The sequence below is a fragment of the Idiomarina loihiensis L2TR genome, from assembly GCF_000008465.1.
In the GTDB taxonomy this organism is placed as follows: Bacteria; Pseudomonadota; Gammaproteobacteria; order Enterobacterales; family Alteromonadaceae; genus Idiomarina; species Idiomarina loihiensis.
Genome location: NC_006512.1, coordinates 2,636,735 through 2,656,370 on the forward strand (window position 1 = coordinate 2,636,735; position 19,636 = coordinate 2,656,370).

A 19,636-nucleotide genomic window follows, 5' to 3' on the forward strand; every position below is an offset into this window, starting at 1 on the left:
ACAAGGCAGCAGATTCTACTTGATCACAGGCTCAGGATCACATAAAATGCGCGGCTCTTAATTCATTGATGTTTTTTTGCGCATGGTGTTCGGCTTTGGATCGAATGGCGATGCGGCCCATAACTGAGGTAACCCCATGAAACAAGGTATTCATCCTAAGTACGAGACTTTAAAAGTCAGCTGTTCTTGCGGTCACACGTTCGAAACGCGTTCAACCCGCTCAGAAGATCTTCACCTGGACGTCTGTTCAGAGTGCCACCCGTTCTACACTGGTAAGCAACGTGTAATGGACACTGGTGGTCGTGTTGATAAATTTAAGAAGCGTTTTGGTGCTCTGGGCAAGAAAGACTCCTAAGAAAACCTATAGAAAACGCTGCTTAATAGCAGATCTTAAGAGAAAGGCGCTAAACAGCGCCTTTTTTTGTGCCCGCTTGCCTAAACCTCCTATTGTTAACGAAAAGTTAACTGGTGTACTTTTGAACACTCATTAAATTTAGTTCTCGTCATTCGGCATAAAGACGGAGGTAAGATTTGTTTCTTAGCATAAAAGCGATAGACTGACTGGCATTCTGATAACCAGACTCAGGTATCACCGCATGACAGATTTTCGCCAACAGGCACTGGATTACCACGAATACCCGACCCCGGGTAAAATTTCGGTTGAACTCACCACTCCCGCAGAAACCAGCAAAGATTTAGCTTTGGCCTACAGTCCGGGCGTCGCAGAGCCGGTTAGGGAAATTGCTCAGGACCCGGACGCGGCTTACCGTTATACGGCCAAAGGCAATATGGTTGCGGTTATTACTAACGGAACTGCCATTCTTGGCTTAGGAAACCTGGGACCGCTGGCATCAAAACCGGTCATGGAAGGTAAAGCTCTTCTATTTAAACGCTTCGCCGGACTCGACTCTATTGATATTGAAGTGAATCATCGTACTACTCAGGACTTTATCAATACCGTTGCTAACATTGCCGATACCTTTGGTGGTATTAACTTAGAAGACATTAAAGCCCCTGAGTGCTTTGAAATTGAACAAGCCTTAATAGAGCGCTGCAATGTACCGGTATTCCATGATGATCAGCACGGTACTGCCATTGTGACGGCCGCCGGTATGCTGAATGCGTTAGAAATTCAGGGTAAAAACCTGGCAGAATCTCGCATTGTTTGCCTTGGTGCCGGTGCTGCCGCCATTGCCTGTATGGAGCTTTTAATTAAATGTGGCGCACAACGCGAGCACATTTATATGCTCGACTCAAAAGGCGTTATTCACACCCGTCGCGATGACTTAAACGAATACAAACAGCTGTTTGCCAACAATACTGACAAACGTACGCTAAAAGACGTTATTGAAGGTGCCGATATCTTTGTTGGGGTTTCAGGACCAAACTTACTCAGCGCAGAAGAGCTAAAACTTATGGCACCTAACCCGGTTCTGTTTGCCTGCTCTAACCCAGACCCGGAGATTAAGCCGGAAACCGCTATGGCCGCACGTGATGACCTGATTATGGGCACCGGACGCTCAGACTACCCGAACCAGGTGAACAACGTTTTATGCTTCCCGTTTATGTTCCGCGGTGCATTAGATGTGCGTGCTACTGCGATTAACGACGAAATGAAAGTTGCAGCAGTGGAAGCTATTCGTCAGCTGGCGAAAGAGCCAGTGCCGGAATCGGTATTGAAAGCGGCCGGTGTCAAAGAATTAACCTTCGGCCGTGATTATATTATTCCTAAGCCAATTGACCCGCGCTTGTGTCCACGCGTATCGCGCGCCGTTGCCGAAGCCGCGGTGAAGTCCGGCGCAGCTAAAATCGATTTACCAAAAAATTATATGCAGGATTAATCACGTAGCCTGACATTTATGTCAGGTGAGGTGCCATTCCTGACGTGAACGTCATATATGGTCCCCTCCCGTTTTGCAACGGCAACTCGTGGTAAATGTCGGGGCGCTCGCATATATACGGCCTGTTTATGGTGCGCGCTTTGCGCACCTGGCCTGGATGAACTCCGCACGACAACTGGCTTATCAGGCTAACGTACTTTATGTACGGACGTTCAACAGTCTCAGTTGTCGTCGGTTTACCCTATTTTACCATCCTGTTGACGTTTGCAACTCCCGGAAGGAATGAACCTTCGCTGTGCTCTTTTACTGAATGCTGTTAAGCAGCAGTCATCCGGTAATCTTCTTTATTCTTTAACATCGCCCAGATTATCCGGGCGTGCTTGTTAGCCAGTGCCACCGCTGCAACGTTGTTGCCTCTGCGTTTAGCGACATCCTGTGCCCAGAGGCTCAGCCTGTCGTGGCGCTGTTGTGCCACCCGCAGTGCCGAGCGGGCGCCATGCACCAGCAGTGTCCTGAGTTTGGTGTTCCCTTTTTTGGTAATACCGCCTAAACGGTCTTTACCGCCACTGCTGTTTTGCCGTGGTACCAGTCCCAGGTATTCCGACAGGTTGCGGCCGCGTTTAAATTCACTCACATCACCTATCAGTGCCAGCAGCGAGGTCGCTGTTATCGGTCCGATACCCGGCAGGGTCATCAGCCGCTGACTGTCTTCATTCCTTTCGGCCTGTGTCGCTAAGTGCTTATCCAGCGCTTTAACTTCTTCATCCACCGCTCGCAGCATCTGATAGAGCCGGTTGATGAGGTCCCGTGACTGAAGCGTCAGCGCATTGCTGTCGTCTTCCAGTACCTCCGGTACTCTCTGTAATATCGTACCGACTCGCTTCGGTAAAAGAATGCCGTATTCGGCCAGTTGCCCCCGCAACCTATTCGAGAACTGCGTTCTCGTCTGCACGAAGCCTTCCCGCTGATTGACCATCAATGCTAAGTCCTGCTGCTCAATGCTTTTCAGCCTGACCGTCTGACGGTTGGGTCGTGATGCCGCCTCGGCTATTGCCCGGGCGTCATTCGCATCGTTCTTCTCACCCTGCAGGTACGCTTTGACGAAACGCGGTGGCAACGCCACCGTTTTATAACCCAGCTTTTCACATTCGCGGCGCCAGTAATGACTCATGCCGCAGGACTCAACCGCTACTTCACAGTCATCCGTACGGCTCAGCGTCGCCAGCTTCGCTAACACTTTATTGCTGCGCAGTTTTTTATTAAAAACTTCCTGCTCATTTTCATCCAGCGCCAAAACCTGAATAAAATCCTTTGCCAAATCCAGGGCAATTCTGTTTACAATAGCCATTGGTCCTCTCCACTCCGTTCTATAGAATCTTCGAAACTCTATATTGGCACATTGCGATGCCGCTTAGGAGGGAGGGGACCATCTCATCAGGCTACGGCCACACGCACTGTTTAATCGTCCAACTCTTCATCGGTTGGAATAGGTAATCCCCGGGCTTCCAGCTCTTCGCGCACAGCTTTGGGGATTTTATTCGGGTTGGATTTTTGCAAGTCTTCATCTTCCGGCAGCGGCTGACCGGTAAAAGCGTGTAAAAACGCCTCACACAATAGTTCGCTGTTGGTAGCATGGCGCAGATTATTAATTTGGCGACGGGTTCGTTCATCGGTCAGTACTTTTAACACGCGCGTGGGTATTGAGACCGTAACTTTTTTCACCTGCTGACTCTTACGACCGTGTTCAGCATAAGGGTAAATATATTCGCCGTTCCATTTCATTGTTATTGTCCCGCTATATAACAAAACCACATAAGTTATAATGAATTGTACCCGAATGAACGACCCCGTCAAATTTTATCCGTCTAGATGGCTAAAAGTTGCTGACATTTGCCTGACAATATTTTAGCCTTAGTAGCAGTTACCTAATTCAAGCGAGTAGTTAAGGAAGGCGGAATGACAACAACTCAGCTCACAGAAGAGCAAAAGCAAGCCGTTGCCGACAGCGTTCAGGTGCATAAGTTTGGCGGCAGCAGTCTTGCTGATGCGTTCTGCTATCGCCGCGTTGCCCGAATTGTCACCGAGTACGCTGGTGCCAGCGACTTAGTCGTTGTTTCGGCAGCCGGAGATACAACCAACCGCATTCTTGCCATTATTAATGCTAAGGCGCAGCCAGGCGACACCGCCAGCATTCTGCTCGATCAATTAGAGAGTTTTCAGCAAGGGCTGATCACCGAATTATTAAGCGGTAATTTGCAGCAGCAACTTCTGCAACAGTCGCAACAAGACTTCGCTCGCTGGCGTCGTTGGTTAGCCTGCGACGAAACCATTAGCCATAACGCAGAGTTACTCTCGTACGGCGAGCTCTGGTCTGCCCGTTTGTTATCAGCTTTACTGCAAAAGCAGGGTACCCGCGCCGACCACATTGATGCCCGCGACTTTTTACTCGCCGCAGATGCTCCTGAACCCGTTATTCAGGTAGAACACTCGCGTGAAAAACTATTACAAAGAGTGGCTCCTCACTCGGGCACCCGCTTTATTGTTACCGGCTTTATTGCCCGCGGTTTACACGGCGAAAGTTTAACTCTGGGGCGTAACGGCAGTGACTATTCAGCAACCTTAGTAGGCAGTCTGCTGGATACACGTCAGGTTACTATCTGGAAAGACGTGGCCGGCGTTTACTCGGCAGACCCGCGCAAAGTTGAGCGCGTAGTCAGCTTACCCACACTTGACTGGACCGAAGCCGAAGAACTGGCGCGTCTTGGCAGCCCGGTTCTGCACCCAAGAACCTTTCAGCCGGTCGACCGCCAGCGCATGGTCATTTCCGTTCGTTCCAGTTTAAAAGTAGAAAATCAGCAAACGCGTATTGGTCAGTTCCAAAATACCCAGCCCCGCGGAAAAGTCTTCACTTCGCTGTCTGAGGTGGTGTTGTTTAAGGTTGAACTGCACGACAAAGCCTTAGTAAAACGTCTGGATGAACTGGAATTAGAGCCACTGGTCAGCTGGACCGAGCCGGAAAATCATCAGCAGTATCTGGTGTTTCATCAAAACCACTTAGACTACCTGACCGGCTGGTTGGACAGTCTGGGCGCCGGTGACGCCATTACTCAAATTCGCGGCTATTCCATGCTGGCCATTGTCGGTAACCGCATTCAGGAAACCGACCAGTTCTCGACCTTTAAACTGCAACTTTCCGAACAAAAAGTGCGGCGCTTTGCCCTGACACAAAATGGTGACTCTGCTGTTGCAATTCTGGAGCAGAAGCTTGATAACCGCTTGCTCAATCGTCTGCACAGTCAATTATTTAATTATCGTCGCAGCCTGGGCGTGCTGGTTATTGGTCGCGGCAACATTGGTACGGCCTGGCTGGAACTGTTCCGACAGCAGCGCGACCGCATTAACCAAGTGATGGACGTTCGGGTTATGGGCATAGCCAACTCGAGGCGTTTATGGCTGGATTACAATGGCGTAGAGCTTACTCAGTGGGCAGAAGACTTCGACCGCCTGGCACGACCCTATGTACTTACGGAACTGTTGCGCGAGCTACCAAATGCACCATACGACGAGCTGGTGGTGATTGATTTAACCGACGCCAAACAAGTCGCGCAGCTGTATCCCAGCTTGTTCGCAAACGGTCTGCACATTATCAGCGCCAACAAACGCGCGGGCTCCGCCGATGAGGCACTGTACCGTGAAATTCGTACCATTCAGCACGAGTATAAGCGTGAATGGCTATACAACACCACGGTGGGTGCCGGATTACCGCTGAATTATGCCATAAACGATTTGCGAAATTCCGGCGACGAAATTCGCAGTATCTCCGGTATTTTCTCGGGAACCATGTCCTGGCTGTTTGAGAATTTCACCAAAGGAGTCACTTTCAGTTCACTAGTAAAAGAAGCCAAAGAGCGAGGTTACAGCGAACCTGACCCCCGTGAAGATCTGTCCTGTCAGGACTTAGTGCGTAAATTACTGATTCTGGCGCGCGAAATTGGCTTAAAACTGGATTGGCAGGACATTGAAGTAAAAAGTCTGGTGCCGGAACATTTACGTGATTTGCCACTTAGCGAGTTTATGCAGCGCTTATCGGAACTTGATGAGCCCATGACAGCCATGCTGGACGAAGCGGCTAAAGACGGCAAAGTGCCCAGACTGCTGGCCAGCTTTACCGTCAGTGACGAACAACGGGTTACTGCTCAGGTTGGTATTGAGTACATTCCGGAAGGCGACATGCTGGCCAACTTAATACCCGGTGAAAACATCTTCGTTATCTACACCGACTGGTATTCAGAAATGCCGTTAGTTATTAGCGGGCCTGGCGCGGGTAAACACGTTACCGCCGGTGGCGTGCAGTCAGACCTGAATCAGTTGCTGAGTAAACTGGCAGTGGGAGCTTAACGCTCCCCTGCTTTTATTACGCCGATCTTAGCTGTTTAGAATAAGTCGTCGTCATCGTCTTCAAAGATGTCGCCGTTCGACTGACCGTTGTCGCGACTGTATTCAGTAGGCTCAGTGCCACGTATAAAATATTCAAACCGCGTTGTGTGATCGCTTTTGTGCGACAACTTCCCGCTTTCTAAGTCGATACGAACATTCACCACTCCCGGCGGAATGCCGAAGTCGCGAGACGGAAACAGAGGCAGTGCTTTTTCCATAAACAGGATCCAGCCCGGCAGCGCCGTTTTCGCACCCGCTTCACCGCCAGTTATTGCCTGCTGACTGGAGTCGACTTCAGGATGCTTCGACGTGCGTCCCAGCTTACGCGAAACATCATCAAAACCCACCCAGACAGTCGTCGCAAGATCCGATGTAAAACCTGAGAACCAAGTATCACGAACATCGTTAGTGGTACCGGTTTTACCGGCAATATTGCGGCCTACGGCTTCAGTAATAGGTTTAGAGCGCTGAATGCGCCACGAGGTACCGTTCCAGCCAGTGCCATTTGGCCAGCTGCCGCCGCCCCACACTGCCGAGTTCATTGCCTGTTCAACCAGAAACGCATTTTGCTCGCTAATAACCTGCGGAGCCTGATTGTCACAGTCAAAACAGGCGCGCACCGGGTCGGTTTCCTCAATCACATTGCCGTCGGCGTCTTCAATGCGTTTGATAAAGTATGGCTCTACCAGAAAACCGCCGTTCGAGAACGCCGCATAAGCACGAGCCACTTGCATGGGGGTCATTGACAACGAACCCAGAGAAAGCGATTCGTTTTCAGGAATTTTTGAGCGATCCAGACCAAACTTCGCCAAATGGTCCGCTACTTTTTTAACCCCCAGTTCGCGAATTAAGCGCACCGAAACCACGTTCTTGGACTTCGCCAGCGCCTTACGCAAGCGAATAGGGCCTTCATAGACTTCGGGTGAGTTTTTTGGCCGCCAGGCTATGCCAGAGCCCGAGTTCCACTGGTTAATGGGCGCATCATTCACCAGCGTAGCCAGAGTTAAACCTTCTTCAAAGGCAGCTGAGTAAATCAAAGGTTTAATATTAGAACCTACCTGACGCTCTGCCTGCAACGCACGGTTGTACTGGCTTAACTGGAAACTGTAACCGCCCACAACAGCGGCAACAGCGCCATCGTCCGGGCGCAAGGATACCACCGCAGAACTCGGTTCAGGAATTTGCGCCAGGCGCCATTCACTGTTGTCATTTACCCGACGCAGCCAAATAACATGACCCGGTTGCATAATTTCATCTGCGGTTTCCGGTGGCGGGCCCTGACGTTCCTCGTTCAGATACTCCCGGGCCCAGTGCATCGCTTTCCATGGCAGGGTTAATTTGCCCTCGCCCTTAACTAATACCTCAGCCGATTGCTCTTTAACTGCGGTTACAACCGCCGGCGTTACCGCCCCAATAACACGAAGTTGCTCCAGATACTGTCGTATAGCCGGTTCTTTAACAGGCTCTTCGTTTTTCTCTGCAGACCACAATATGCTGACAGGACCGCGATAACCGTGTCGTTCATCATAACTGTGCAGGTTATCCCAGATAGCCTGACGTGCGGCTAGCTGTACGTCACTTCTTATGGTTGTGTAAACCCGGTAACCTTCGTTATAGGCTTTGTCCTCACCATAACGATCCACCATTTCCTGACGCACCATTTCCGCCAGGTAAGGCGCGTGCACTGTCACCTCAGCGCCATGCCGTCGAGCTGTGACAGGAGCATTTGCAGCTTCTTCAAACTCAGCACGAGTAATTTTCTTCTCGTCCAGCATGCGCAATAAGACAACGCGTCGACGAGCTTTAGAGGCAGTAGGGTTTGAAATAGGGTTCAGGTTAGACGGTGCTTTAGGCAAACCGGCAATGGTTGCCATTTGCGCCAGCGTCAGTTCGTTTAACGGCTTACCGTAGTACACCTGCGCGGCTGCACCGACACCGTGGGCACGATGACCAAAGGTAATTTTATTCAAATAAAGTTCAAGAATTTCGTCTTTACTCAACAACTGTTCAATGTGGACAGCGATAAAAGACTCTTTCACCTTACGCATCCAGGCACGGTCAAAGCTTAAGAAGAAGTTTCGCGCCAGCTGCATGGTAATGGTACTGGCACCTTCCTGAATTTCACCGGTGGTGAGCAACACGCTAAAAGCTCTGGCAACACCTATTGGATCAACCCCAAAGTGCTGATAAAAACGGCTGTCTTCGGTAGCGAGAAAAGCGTCAATAAGCGGTTGAGGTACGTCTTCCAGTTTTACCGGAATTCGGCGCTTTTCACCAAATTGCGAAATCAATTCACCATCGGCAGTAAACACCTGCATAGGAGTCTGCAGACGCACCTCCCGCAAGGTTTCCACACTGGGTAGCTCCGGTTTTACATAAAAGTAAAGGCTGCCAACCGTTACCCCGCCAAGAATAATACACACCAGCAAGGTGTAGATTAGCCGCTTAAACCACTTCAATTATCTGCTCCATGACTTCATTTTTATTACGCCAGAATTTACGCCAGAACTTATTCCAGAAACACGCCAAAGTGTTGAAACCGAAATCACCGACATAAATTAGCTCATAACTCTTACTGACTATTATGGAGGATTTTTGTTCACAACACTACGCTTGCATCTGGCTTTTCTACAATAAGGATATTGTCTAATGTCATTACTTCGGCAACAACCACTTGCTGTGCAAATTAATCGTGAAAATTGTCTGGTTTTACAATTGTCCCGCCGGGGTCGGCATTTTGTTGTCGAACATTTTTCTCAGCAGCACCAGAGCAGCTTAACCGACAAGGGCTTAAAACCAGACAGTATTGTCTCGGCACTGGACTACAGCGCAACCCACTATCAGAAAATTCCGTTAGACAATAACCTGCAGGTTGAAGAGCAATTACTGGAAAAATTACCGCCCCAGCTAAAACGCAATACCGGTATAAGCTACGACTACTGCACCCATAACCACGGGCAAGAAGCAGAAGCGGTTATTGGCCAGCGTTCAGCACTGGAGGAATTGCTGGTCTTACTGGCCCCGCTAAAAATGCCGGTGCAAGTGGTTGAACCCGTTTATCAGTCAGTAGTACGGGCAGCTAATGCGGTTTTGCCTTACCTTTGGCCTGACAATACCAAGTTCGAGACTGACATGGCGTGGATAGTCGTTGAGCTCCGTCAGCAACAATCCATTTTGCTTTATTGTAAAAACGGCGTCTTTCAGCGGCTCGACTCTGTCGACACCAACAATTTGGTGGGCTTTTTGCTTAAGGCTCAGCTGTCTCATCAATTCAGCTGGGTAATGAGTTTTGGCGATAAAGCCATTCAGTCGCAACTTGAACGGCAACTTTCTAATCAACAACTGAAGCACCTGGCGCTTTCTACAGCACCCTTTTTCCAGAACAATGTTGCCCCTATTGTTTCGGCCTTAGATAACGAATTAGTGCTGCTGGGTTTAGCTTTGCGGGGGTTCAGTCAATGGCATCGCTAAACCTGTTGCAGTGGCGGGAACAAAGCCTATGGCTACGTTACCGTGCGCTGCATTGTCTGGGGATTCTCCTGCTGCTTATTGTCGGCGCTGTATCCGTGCAATGGGTCATTTCTTATGAGAGTTACCTGAGCAACTTAAAGCATCAACTAGCGGAGCAAAAGCTGGCACTGGAAGAGCAGAACATTCAGCTAAAGCGCTGGAAGCTCTACCAAAAACAGCAGCAGTTGCAAAAGTCCTTTATCCACCGAAAGCATACTAGCCACGACATGCTCAACGCATTTTACGCTCTGCTTGAGCGAACACAGCACCAACTCCAGCAGCGCGAGCTTTCCCTTAACCAGTCACAAATGAAGCTCACCGCCATCTACCGGCAGATACAGCAGGTTAATGAACAGTATTTATGGCTGGAAAAGCAGTTAGTAAAACCCGGACTAAAACAGCAGCTATTGCCTCAGCAAGGTGTGGTGTTCTCCTACACAAGTCCTCAGAAAAACGCGGACAGCGGAGCTGAACCTAATGGCTGAATCACTTAAAAAACCACTCTGGCTATGGGTCGGCGTTGTTGTGCTTTTCACGGTGACAGCTATTGGCGCCAGTTACTTTCTTACAAGCTATCAGGCGAGCCAGCTAAACGAGCAGCTTCGGACACAACAGAAACAACTGCAGCAGTCCGTTCCCGAAGTTCCCGAACAAACCGGGCCAGTTTTGAAGGAGCACCCAAAAACGGAAGTCTCCACTTTATTAACGCAGGCAGCAAGGCAACACAGTGTCGACCTTTATTATCAACAAAGCCCGGAAAACGCTGAGCAGTGGCTGGTTGGTGTGAACGGAACTTACCAGAACGCGTTGCGGTTGGTCGCTTCTGTCATGCAAGCGCAGCAGGAAATGCGACAACCGTTTCCATTTACGCAAACGCTAAAGTGGCGGGACGCCGGGGAAAACAACGGCAAATTAAGCTGGCAATTTCTCTGGTTACCGGCTGACAGCCCCACGCCCTCAGAACTTAGCTCTCATTCGTTGTTTAAATCAGACTTTCCGGACGTTATCGCAGAGCCTATCGAGTGTTTGGGCAAACCTGAAATAAAAAGCGACACTCGCATTAGTGACTGGTCGCTGGTGCAGTTAATTGCCACTCAAACCTTTCCGGTAAAAAAAGCCCTGTTGAAAATACCAAATCAACCACTGCTAACACTTGCGGAAAGTAGCTGGATAGCTGATCCGCTCATGCAGCTGCAAGGCGTTAACGGCGAGTACGCCGAATTTCAGCTTTGGGAAAAGCAAGCGGGATGCTGGTCAGCAAAGCCGTTGAAACTCCATTTAACTAAGGACAATTCCTCACAATGATACCAACACGACTCTCTTTTTATGTCTTTTTGCTGCTGGCTATTCTGAGTTTCCAGCCCGTGTCTGCAGTCTATGCAGCCGACAAAAACTGGCAAAGCCTGCTTAGCGAACAACAGCGCTTACAACCGGTATCTCTCAACACCCGTAAAATGCCGCTGCGCGACCTCATACAGCTATTAGCGGATCAGCACCAACTGAACATATTGATGACCGACAACGTGAAGGGTGAGTCCAGTCTGAAGCTGAATGGTGTGGCATGGCAGGACGCATTTGCTACGTTAATCGCCAGCCATGATCTCGCTATTCGTTTGCAGGGCTCTATGCTGCGCATTGATGTTGCCGGTGAACACACCACAGATAGCAACGAGTATCACTCGATTTTACTCAGCGTTAACTTCGCAAAGGCCAGCGACTTAGCCAAGCTACTAAAAAACGAGCAGCAAAGCTTTCTGTCACCTAACGGCGCGGTAAGCGTCGATGCACGTACCAATACACTTATTCTACGGGATACACCAGAGCAACTGGCAACTATCCGGCAACTGGTTAATGATCTGGACGTGCCGGTTAAACAGGTACTGATTGAAGCCCGCATGGTCACCGTAAAAGCGAATGTCAGTAAAGAACTGGGCATTCGCTGGGGTGTTTCGGAATACGGTCTGGCAATACCCGAAGACGCCGGAAGTTTTGTTAAAGGCATGCAGGTAGACTTGCCTACCGCCGCACCCGCCGGCACTTTTTCTGCTAATTTAGCGCGGCTGAGCGACGATATTCTGCTGGATCTCGAATTAACCGCGCTCGAGCAGGAGAACAAAGCGGAAATTATTACCAGCCCAAAAATTTTCACGTCGAACCAACAGCCCGCTTACATAGAGCAAGGTACTGAGATACCTTATGTAGAAACCGCCGCACACGGCGCTACCGCCGTGCAGTTTAAAAAAGCGGTAATGGGCTTAAGCGTTACACCGCAAATTACTCCCAACAACCATGTTTTAATGGAGCTGACCATAACTCAGAACACGCGCGGCGATACCGTTGCCACCCCAACCGGCCCAGCTGTTGCTATCGATACTCAGGAAATGTCGACCCGTGTGCTGGCAAAAAATGGCGAAACTATCGTTCTGGGCGGAATCTTTCAGGAACATAACTTGAATGATGACAGTCGCGTCCCCATCTTAGGGTCGCTGCCATTAATCGGGAAATTGTTCTCTCATCAGCAGCAACGCGATGAAAAGCGGGAACTTATGATTTTTGTAACACCAACGATATTGCCACAAAGTTAGTCCAAAAGCCGATTACTATTGCTAAAGTGGGCTCAAGTTGCGATAATCGCGCTTCTTTTCGTTGGGTTGGGGGACGTCTCCAGACACTCCGGATTCGTGAGTTACAGCTAATTTTAACCAATGATGTAAGCAGGAATATGGCTGAGAAACGTAATATTTTTCTTGTTGGGCCCATGGGGGCTGGCAAAAGTACGATTGGCCGTCAAATCGCCAGACAATTACATTTAGAGTTCTACGACTCAGATTCTGAAATTGAGCGCCGCACGGGTGCCGAAATCAGTTGGGTGTTCGAGCTTGAAGGTGAAGAAGGCTTTCGTGCACGCGAAGAAAAAGTGATCGAAGAGCTTACCGAAAACATGGGCATCGTCTTAGCGACAGGTGGCGGCTCGGTCATGAGCAAAGAAAGCCGTAATCGGTTATCGGCTCGGGGTGTAGTGGTGTATTTAAAGACCCCTATCGAGAAGCAGTTGGCTCGTACCCAGCGTGATAAACGCCGGCCTCTAATTGCCGAAGCTGAAGACCCACGCAAAGTGCTTGAAGAACTGGCACAAGAGCGCGATCCTTTGTACGAAGAAATTGCCGACATTACGGTGCAAACCGATGAGCAAAGTGCAAAGTTTGTGGTCAACGACATTATCGAACAGCTTGAGTCCATTAACGGTCTTGGGTAAGTAACAGGAGCTGCGTTCATGGCTGAGGTTAACGTCTCTTTAGGTGAACGCAGCTACACCATCTACATTGGTAACGCCCTGTTACCCAATTATGTAGAGCGCCTTCCGCACAAACTTAATCAACAACTGCTGGTCATCACCAACCCGACCATTAGTCAGTATTACCTTAAGCCGCTATTAAAAAGCCTTGCCGGTCATCAGGTAAAAGTGTTTGAAATGCGCGACGGTGAGCAGTTCAAAAGTCTGGACAGTTACGCCGAGGCCATGGATATTCTGATAGACGCAGGCTTTAACCGCGACTGTGGCATCATTGCCTTAGGCGGCGGTGTGGTAGGTGATTTAGCCGGCTTTGTGGCGTCAACTTTTCAACGCGGTGTCGATTTTTACCAAATTCCGACCACTTTATTGTCGCAGGTTGACTCTTCCGTGGGTGGAAAAACGGCGGTTAATCACCCCCAGGGCAAAAACCTGATTGGCGCTTTTTATCAGCCTAAGTCGGTGGTTATCGACATTGACTGCCTGCAAACGCTCACTGAGCGGGACTACCGCAGCGGTTTAGCCGAAATAGTAAAATACGGCGTTATCTACGACGCCGACTTTTTCCAATGGCTGGAACAACATGCCAAAGAATTAAATCAGCAAGACCCGGCCGCACTAACCTACGCTATTCAACGCAGCTGCGAAATTAAAGCCGAAGTTGTGGCGTTAGACGAGCGCGAAAAAGGCCTGCGGGCACTGCTGAATTTAGGCCACACCTTTGGTCATGCCATTGAAGCCGCCACCGAATACGGCGCATGGACACACGGCGAGGCTGTGGCTGCTGGCATTATAATTGCATCTAAGCTGTCAGAAGTGACACAGCGGCTCAATTCGTCAGATTTTCGACGCATTAAAGATTTACTGCTGGCACTTAGCTTGCCAACAAAGGGTCCGCAAATGCCCTGGCAGGACTGGTTAGACTACATGCAGCGCGATAAGAAAGTAAAAGACGGTCAGCTGCATTTTGTTCTTCCGGTTGCTATTGGTCAGGCTGAAGTTGTCAGTACTGTAGAACACAATACCGTTACTGCTGTGATCACTGAATGTTGCTAACGCCAACGCGTTATCTCTATTCGGCTGACAGACAGGAACAGACAGATGCAAGCACTTGCAAGCCCACAACATATTGTTGCCGCGCCGGTAAAAACCAAACCGAGCCAACAGCAGGTTATTGACCAGCTACACGAGCAATGCCAGCAGAGCGTGTCGCTTATTATGCTGCACGGTAAAGAAGGCAGCGGCAAAACCACCATTGCTGAAGTCTTTCTTGAACAAGCGTCAGAATACGCTGAAGTCGCGTTTATCAGCGCCAACGAGCGCTCTACCAATGACCGCCTCCGCGCACAAATTCTGAACCAACTGTTCGGTACTATCAGCATTAACGACGAGTCGTTAAGTCGTCAGATTCAGCGCCAGCGTCCGCTAAAGCACGCCATTGTTGTTATTGATAACGGCGAACAGCTATCCGAAAGCTTTATGGCCGAATGTATTTCTACCGTTACCCAACTGAGTGCCATTGGTCAGCGCACCAGTATTATCATTACCGGAGATAGTCGCTGGGCTCAACAGCAGCGTCCTGCACCGCACTTGCGGGTGCAGGGGCCAACCATGATAGAAGTCCAGCCACTGAACCACGACGAACAAATACGTTTTGTGCAGGCGTTATTACCAGAAAAACAACGCAGCTTCTGGAACCTGGAACGCATTCAGCAATTTTTAAATTCCATTCATGGGTTTCCCGGAGAAATTCAGCAACGTCTGCAATTTACTCTGACCACTCAGGCTGCCCGTTATCGCGATACCACGACAGACGAGAATGCCGACGGTAAAGACGCCAGCGAGCAGAGCACAGCAAAACATAGCCCGGAACAAAACAACCGTCGGAAAATGCGCCTTTGGCCCATTATTTTAGTTACAGTTGTTATTAGTCTGGCTTTTGCCGGCTTTTTGAATAAAGAACAGTTAACCGCCTATTGGCAGCAAGTGAACCCTGAATCAGCGGCACCGGCAGAAACGACCGCCGAAGAAACCACTAATACCGCCACCGAAGCCGCGCCGGAAGCAACAGAGCAAGCCGCCAGCCTGCCAAGTTTTGAGCCTTTAACCGAGCGTTCTTTAGAACTGGTTCCTGCAGAATTAGCGGCGTCTTACCGCAATGCGTTAGGTACATTAAACACCGTCGCGGCCTCTGAAATTACAGAGGGTGAAATTTCGCTGGGCTTCATTAAGCAACAACAGCCACAGGAAGCCGAGCCTGTCGGACAGTCTAACGAGCAGTCGGCGGCTGAGGCAGGCATTGATACCGTTGTAGCCCAACCGGAACCAGAAGTTAAAGCAGAACAACCTGAGCCACAACCGCAGCGCGCACTTCCATTCCAGACCCAATGGGCACTGGATCAGAACGCTGGCAGCTATACGCTGCAAATCAGCATTATCAGCGACCCGCAGCTACTGCGCGATTTCCGTAACGACTACGGCATAACCGGTAATACCCAAGTTTACCAACGTGCCGACCAACGTTATGTGGTTATTTTTGGCAGCTACCCCAGCATTGAGCAAGCACGTGCAGCCGCCACGCAGTTGCCAGCTGAAGTGCAGCAAATGGAGCCCTGGGCTAAGTCATTTGCCAGTGTACAAAGCGACATTAATAGCCAGTAGCCTGACGAATCACGCAGTCAGCAATTTTCATCCCCCGGCCTTTGGGTTACAATCCGCAAAGGATAAACCAACGGCCGGCGCATGAAGAAGAATCGGGCATTTTTAAAATGGGCAGGCGGTAAGTACTCACTTATCGAGCCGATAACAGCACGCTTGCCGCAAGGTAAAAAGCTCATCGAGCCTTTTGTGGGCGCCGGTTCAGTCTTTCTGAATACCGACTACGACAGCTACCTGCTGAACGACATTAATCAGGACCTCATTACCCTGTATCAGTTTGTGAAGCGCCGTCCGAAAACTTTTATTCAGGACGCCCGCAAACTCTTCGTTGATCGTAACAACCAGGCCGACGCTTATTACGCCCTGCGCGCCGCCTTTAATGCCAGCAGCGACCCTTACTTTCGCTCTCTGCTTTTTTTATATATGAACCGCCACGGCTACAACGGCCTGTGTCGTTATAACAGCAAAGGCATTTTTAACGTGCCCTTTGGTGATTACCGCAAACCTTACTTCCCGGAAAAAGAACTCGAGCACTTTGCCGAGAAAGCGCGCAAGGCCAAGTTTATTTGCCGTCCATTTGAACAGGTTTTTCGACGTGCACGACAAGGCGATGTGATTTACTGCGACCCACCCTATGCACCGCTGGACCAGACCTCTAACTTTACCAGCTACGCCACCGGTGGCTTTGGCCTGACCGATCAGGACGAGTTAGCTCGCCGCGCGGTACAGGTTGCGAAGAAACGCCATATTCCGGTACTGATCAGTAACCACGACACCGACCTCACCCGCGCCTTGTACAAGCACGCCGATATCAGTAGCTTGTCGGTTTCGCGCAGCATCAGTCAAAAAGGCGACGGTCGCAAACCCGTAGCCGAGCTGCTCGCCTTATATGATAGCGAAGTCAATAAAAGTAACGTGGTTTCTCTTAGCAACTCATTGAAGAAAGTAGGCACATGAACTGGAATTTAAAAGCATTTAACGACCTTTCACTGCATGATCTCTACGACTTACTGAAACTTCGGCAGGAAGTTTTTGTGGTAGAGCAAACCTGTCCTTACCTGGACGCTGACGGCGCCGATGAGCAGGCCTTACATTTGTACGCCCGCAACAATGCCGATGAGATGATCGCCTACGCCCGGCTATACCTGGCAACCGCCGATACCGGCTATTCTCGTATTGGCCGGGTAATAACGCACGAAAAAGTGCGAGGTCAGAAGCTGGGTGTTGACGTTATGCAACGCAGCATCGACTATCTTGAAGAGTATGCCCCCAAAGCCCCGATTCGGGTCGGCGCTCAGGTTTATCTGTTAAAGTTCTACCAGAGCTTTGGCTTTGAGGCCATTAGCGAAGAGTATCTGGAAGACGATATTCCGCACATTGATATGCAACGTAAGGCCGCGCAGTGACAACTACGGCTCGGGTTCCCATTCTTGCAGACAGCGATGCTGAAACCGTTGCGGTAAAAGCCATTGCCGAGCGCTGGGGACTGCCGTTTGAAACCACGGATAATGACGTTTTTCAGCTGTGGCTGACCGAAGGGGTATTGGCGCTGCACTGGCTGCAAAGCCCACAGAAAATGTCGCCTTTAGTGGTGGACTTTCATCAGGGTAAAGCCGCCTATCGAGCTCAGAACACACAGTTAAAGAATGAAGCCATCGCCAAAGCGGTCGGCGTAACCGGGCAATTCAAACCCTCGGTTGTCGATGGAACCGCCGGCCTGGGGCGGGACGCTTTTGTACTGGCGGGCTTAGGTTGTAATGTGCAGCTTATTGAACGGCATCCGGTTGTCGCAGCGCTGCTCGATAATGGCCTACACAGAGCCCAGAAGGAACACGACTTTATTGGTGACACCTGCCTGCGTATGCAGTTAATTGGCACCGACAACCTTTTTACCGGTAGTGGTTATACTCAAGAGCCCGACGTGGTCTACTTAGACCCCATGTACCCGAAAACCGGCAAGCAAAAGGCCCAGGTAAAAAAAGACATGCAAATGTTCCAGCAACTGGTGGGCAGTGACGAAGACGCCGATACCCTGCTGGAACCCGCCATCGCCCTGGCCAAATACCGAGTCGTAGTTAAGCGCCCTAACAGCGCACCTTTTCTGGCCGGGCGTGAACCAAACAGTCAAATTAAGAGTAAAAAACATCGCTTTGATGTTTATATAAAACGAGGTTTTCATGAGTCAGCAAATTAAAGAAGGCGATAAAGTTCCATCAGGTTCACTGACCAGCAAAGGTGATCTTGGCATTCAGAACTACGACCCGGCAGAGATATTCGCCAAAGGCACACACGTACTGTTTTCAGTGCCTGGCGCATTTACTCCGACCTGTTCGGAGAAACACCTGCCCGGCTACGTAGAACACGCCGAAGCATTAAAAGAAGCGGGTGTTCTGAGCATTAATTGTGTGGCCGTAAACGACGCCTTTGTTATGAAGGCCTGGGGCGAGTCTTTAGGGATCGGAGAAAAGGTTCGGTTATTGTCTGACGGCAACGGCGCATACAACCAGATAATGGGCCTTAGCATGGATACCGGCAACTTCGGCGGCATACGTTCCAAGCGCTACGCCATGATTATTACCGACGGCCAGGTAAAGGGCCTGTTTGTTGAAGAGGACAAGTCCTTTGAAGTGAGCAAAGCCGAATACATACTGGAGCAGTTGCAGAAATAATGTCGAACTGGGATGTGATTATTATTGGTGCCGGCGCGGCGGGGTTGCACTGCGCCGCTCATGCCGCACAGCGCGGTAAGTCGGTACTGGTATTGGATCACGCCAAGCAGGCAGGCAAAAAGATACTGATTTCCGGCGGCGGCCGCTGCAACTTCACCAATATGTACGCCGGCCCCGAGAACTTTCTGTCTTCCAACCCGCATTTCTGCAAGTCGGCACTCAGCCGCTACACCCAATGGGACTTCATTGGCCTGGTGGGCGAATACGGCATTGCCTACCACGAAAAAACCTTAGGCCAGTTGTTTTGCGACGACTCCGCCAAAGACATTGTGCGCATGCTAATGAGCGAATGCGACCGGCACGGCGCCAAAGTTCAGTTACGCACCGAGATTGTGTCAGTAGACTATGACAGCAACTACCGCATTGAAACCAGCCGTGGCGACTATAGCTGCGAGAAGCTGGTTGTTGCCTGTGGTGGGTTGTCTATGCCCAAACTGGGAGCGACTCCGCTGGGGTATCAAATTGCCGAACAGTTTGGGCATTCCATTGTGCCGGTACGCGCCGGTTTAGTGCCTTTTACTCTCCAGGACGACGAAAAGGCCCGCTTTGCCGAGCTTTCAGGTGTGGCCGTACCCGTAAGCGCAGAAGCCCACGACGGCTATTTCCGAGAAGCCATGCTGTTTACCCACCGTGGCGTCAGCGGACCGGCCATTTTGCAGATTTCCTCCTACTGGCAGCCCGGCGAAGCCGTTACCATTAACTTGTTGCCCGACTTAGACGCCTTTGAGTGGCTGAAAACACAACAACAGCAGCAACCCAAAACCCAGCTTAATACCGTATTGCAGCAACACTTCCCCAAACGCGTAGTAACCGCACTAGCAGAGCACCACCAATGGCCGCTGAACAACAAACTGGCCGACACCTCTAACGCACAATTTCAGGCCATAGCCGACAACCTTAACCGCTGGCAGCTAAAACCCAACGGCACCGAAGGCTACCGCACCGCCGAAGTCACCTTGGGTGGCGTTAACGTCGACGAAGTCAGCTCCAAAACCATGGAAAGCCAGAAACAACCCAGCCTGTACTTTATTGGCGAAGTGCTGGACGTAACCGGCTGGTTGGGAGGATTCAACTTTCAGTGGGCCTGGAGTAGTGGTTATGCTTGTGGGTCTGAGTTGTAGGTAACTTTCAGGGAGAGCGTTTATACGGGTTAGTTCCGCTTTGTGCCA

General features: G+C 50.3%; 18 protein-coding genes. 15 read left to right on the plus strand and 3 right to left on the minus strand.

Annotation, left to right across the window (positions count from 1 at the left end; translation table 11 throughout):
- Positions 1 to 136 precede the first annotated feature (136 nt).
- Positions 137 to 355, plus strand: a complete 219-nt coding sequence (rpmE, locus tag IL_RS12625; protein WP_011235687.1) for a 50S ribosomal protein L31 — start codon at positions 137 to 139, stop codon at positions 353 to 355.
- A 241-nt stretch (positions 356 to 596) separates the two neighbouring features.
- Positions 597 to 1,841, plus strand: a complete 1,245-nt coding sequence (locus tag IL_RS12630; protein ID WP_011235688.1) for a malic enzyme-like NAD(P)-binding protein — start codon at positions 597 to 599, stop codon at positions 1,839 to 1,841.
- Between the two features lie 316 nt (positions 1,842 to 2,157).
- Here the strand turns inward: IL_RS12630 and IL_RS12635 are convergent, their stop codons facing one another.
- Positions 2,158 to 3,189, minus strand: coding sequence for an IS110 family transposase (locus IL_RS12635; RefSeq protein ID WP_011233734.1), 1,032 nt, complete (start codon positions 3,187 to 3,189; stop codon positions 2,158 to 2,160).
- A 110-nt stretch (positions 3,190 to 3,299) separates the two neighbouring features.
- A complete protein-coding gene (metJ, locus tag IL_RS12640; protein ID WP_011235689.1) occupies positions 3,300 to 3,623 on the minus strand; it encodes a met regulon transcriptional regulator MetJ in 324 nt (107 codons plus the stop codon).
- Between the two features lie 174 nt (positions 3,624 to 3,797).
- On the opposite strand from metJ, the gene IL_RS12645 reads away from it, so the two are divergent.
- The gene (locus tag IL_RS12645) at positions 3,798 to 6,239 is read left to right on the plus strand and encodes a bifunctional aspartate kinase/homoserine dehydrogenase II (RefSeq protein WP_011235690.1); all 2,442 of its coding nucleotides are present in this window, start codon (positions 3,798 to 3,800) and stop codon (positions 6,237 to 6,239) included.
- A 35-nt stretch (positions 6,240 to 6,274) separates the two neighbouring features.
- Here the strand turns inward: IL_RS12645 and IL_RS12650 are convergent, their stop codons facing one another.
- Positions 6,275 to 8,737 carry a penicillin-binding protein 1A gene (locus IL_RS12650; protein ID WP_011235691.1) on the minus strand — a complete coding sequence of 821 codons (2,463 nt, stop codon included), beginning with the start codon at positions 8,735 to 8,737 and terminating at the stop codon, positions 6,275 to 6,277.
- 190 nt (positions 8,738 to 8,927) lie between these two features.
- Here IL_RS12650 and IL_RS12655 point away from each other — a divergent pair, with 190 nt between their 5' ends.
- From IL_RS12655 to IL_RS12710, 12 genes are all read left to right on the plus strand, one after another.
- Positions 8,928 to 9,749 (plus strand): hypothetical protein, encoded by an 822-nt coding sequence (locus IL_RS12655; RefSeq protein ID WP_011235692.1) that lies wholly within the window; start codon positions 8,928 to 8,930, stop codon positions 9,747 to 9,749.
- Positions 9,737 to 10,273 carry a hypothetical protein gene (locus IL_RS12660; protein WP_011235693.1) on the plus strand — a complete coding sequence of 179 codons (537 nt, stop codon included), beginning with the start codon at positions 9,737 to 9,739 and terminating at the stop codon, positions 10,271 to 10,273. Before IL_RS12655 ends, IL_RS12660 begins: the two co-directional genes overlap by 13 nt.
- Entirely contained in the window at positions 10,266 to 11,093 is an 828-nt protein-coding gene (locus tag IL_RS12665) for a hypothetical protein (RefSeq protein WP_011235694.1), read from the plus strand. Before IL_RS12660 ends, IL_RS12665 begins: the two co-directional genes overlap by 8 nt.
- Positions 11,090 to 12,373: a type IV pilus secretin PilQ gene (locus tag IL_RS12670; RefSeq protein ID WP_011235695.1), complete on the plus strand. Its 1,284-nt coding sequence runs from the start codon at positions 11,090 to 11,092 to the stop codon at positions 12,371 to 12,373. Before IL_RS12665 ends, IL_RS12670 begins: the two co-directional genes overlap by 4 nt.
- Before the next feature lie 137 nt (positions 12,374 to 12,510).
- Positions 12,511 to 13,044, plus strand: a complete 534-nt coding sequence (gene aroK / locus IL_RS12675; RefSeq protein ID WP_011235696.1) for a shikimate kinase AroK — start codon at positions 12,511 to 12,513, stop codon at positions 13,042 to 13,044.
- A gap of 18 nt (positions 13,045 to 13,062) precedes the next feature.
- On the plus strand, positions 13,063 to 14,136 hold the full coding sequence (gene aroB, locus IL_RS12680) for a 3-dehydroquinate synthase (RefSeq protein WP_011235697.1): 1,074 nt from the start codon (positions 13,063 to 13,065) through the stop codon (positions 14,134 to 14,136).
- A 45-nt stretch (positions 14,137 to 14,181) separates the two neighbouring features.
- Complete coding sequence (locus IL_RS12685) at positions 14,182 to 15,741, plus strand: AAA family ATPase (protein WP_011235698.1); 1,560 nt, start codon at positions 14,182 to 14,184, stop codon at positions 15,739 to 15,741.
- Positions 15,742 to 15,822: 81 nt separating this feature from the next.
- Positions 15,823 to 16,695: a Dam family site-specific DNA-(adenine-N6)-methyltransferase gene (locus IL_RS12690; protein WP_011235699.1), complete on the plus strand. Its 873-nt coding sequence runs from the start codon at positions 15,823 to 15,825 to the stop codon at positions 16,693 to 16,695.
- A complete protein-coding gene (locus tag IL_RS12695) occupies positions 16,692 to 17,144 on the plus strand; it encodes a GNAT family N-acetyltransferase (protein ID WP_011235700.1) in 453 nt (150 codons plus the stop codon). Before IL_RS12690 ends, IL_RS12695 begins: the two co-directional genes overlap by 4 nt.
- Positions 17,141 to 17,932: a class I SAM-dependent methyltransferase gene (locus IL_RS12700; protein WP_011235701.1), complete on the plus strand. Its 792-nt coding sequence runs from the start codon at positions 17,141 to 17,143 to the stop codon at positions 17,930 to 17,932. The genes IL_RS12695 and IL_RS12700 overlap by 4 nt, the downstream gene beginning before the upstream one ends.
- Positions 17,916 to 18,407 (plus strand): peroxiredoxin, encoded by a 492-nt coding sequence (locus tag IL_RS12705; RefSeq protein WP_011235702.1) that lies wholly within the window; start codon positions 17,916 to 17,918, stop codon positions 18,405 to 18,407. The genes IL_RS12700 and IL_RS12705 overlap by 17 nt, the downstream gene beginning before the upstream one ends.
- Positions 18,407 to 19,588, plus strand: coding sequence for an NAD(P)/FAD-dependent oxidoreductase (locus tag IL_RS12710; RefSeq protein WP_011235703.1), 1,182 nt, complete (start codon positions 18,407 to 18,409; stop codon positions 19,586 to 19,588). Before IL_RS12705 ends, IL_RS12710 begins: the two co-directional genes overlap by 1 nt.
- The last annotated feature ends 48 nt before the right edge of the window (positions 19,589 to 19,636 follow it).

Bases quoted from the DNA above. Each gene is read 5' to 3' on its own strand.
- rpmE (WP_011235687.1), top strand. From the start codon at position 137: ATGAAACAAGGTATTCATCCTAAGTACGAGACTTTAAAAGTCAGCTGT.
- IL_RS12630 (WP_011235688.1), top strand. From the start codon at position 597: ATGACAGATTTTCGCCAACAGGCACTGGATTACCACGAATACCCGACC.
- IL_RS12635 (WP_011233734.1), bottom strand. From the start codon at position 3,189: ATGGCTATTGTAAACAGAATTGCCCTGGATTTGGCAAAGGATTTTATT.
- metJ (WP_011235689.1), bottom strand. From the start codon at position 3,623: ATGAAATGGAACGGCGAATATATTTACCCTTATGCTGAACACGGTCGT.
- IL_RS12645 (WP_011235690.1), top strand. From the start codon at position 3,798: ATGACAACAACTCAGCTCACAGAAGAGCAAAAGCAAGCCGTTGCCGAC.
- IL_RS12655 (WP_011235692.1), top strand. From the start codon at position 8,928: ATGTCATTACTTCGGCAACAACCACTTGCTGTGCAAATTAATCGTGAA.
- IL_RS12660 (WP_011235693.1), top strand. From the start codon at position 9,737: ATGGCATCGCTAAACCTGTTGCAGTGGCGGGAACAAAGCCTATGGCTA.
- IL_RS12665 (WP_011235694.1), top strand. From the start codon at position 10,266: ATGGCTGAATCACTTAAAAAACCACTCTGGCTATGGGTCGGCGTTGTT.
- IL_RS12670 (WP_011235695.1), top strand. From the start codon at position 11,090: ATGATACCAACACGACTCTCTTTTTATGTCTTTTTGCTGCTGGCTATT.
- aroK (WP_011235696.1), top strand. From the start codon at position 12,511: ATGGCTGAGAAACGTAATATTTTTCTTGTTGGGCCCATGGGGGCTGGC.
- aroB (WP_011235697.1), top strand. From the start codon at position 13,063: ATGGCTGAGGTTAACGTCTCTTTAGGTGAACGCAGCTACACCATCTAC.
- IL_RS12685 (WP_011235698.1), top strand. From the start codon at position 14,182: ATGCAAGCACTTGCAAGCCCACAACATATTGTTGCCGCGCCGGTAAAA.
- IL_RS12690 (WP_011235699.1), top strand. From the start codon at position 15,823: ATGAAGAAGAATCGGGCATTTTTAAAATGGGCAGGCGGTAAGTACTCA.
- IL_RS12695 (WP_011235700.1), top strand. From the start codon at position 16,692: ATGAACTGGAATTTAAAAGCATTTAACGACCTTTCACTGCATGATCTC.
- IL_RS12705 (WP_011235702.1), top strand. From the start codon at position 17,916: ATGAGTCAGCAAATTAAAGAAGGCGATAAAGTTCCATCAGGTTCACTG.
- IL_RS12710 (WP_011235703.1), top strand. From the start codon at position 18,407: ATGTCGAACTGGGATGTGATTATTATTGGTGCCGGCGCGGCGGGGTTG.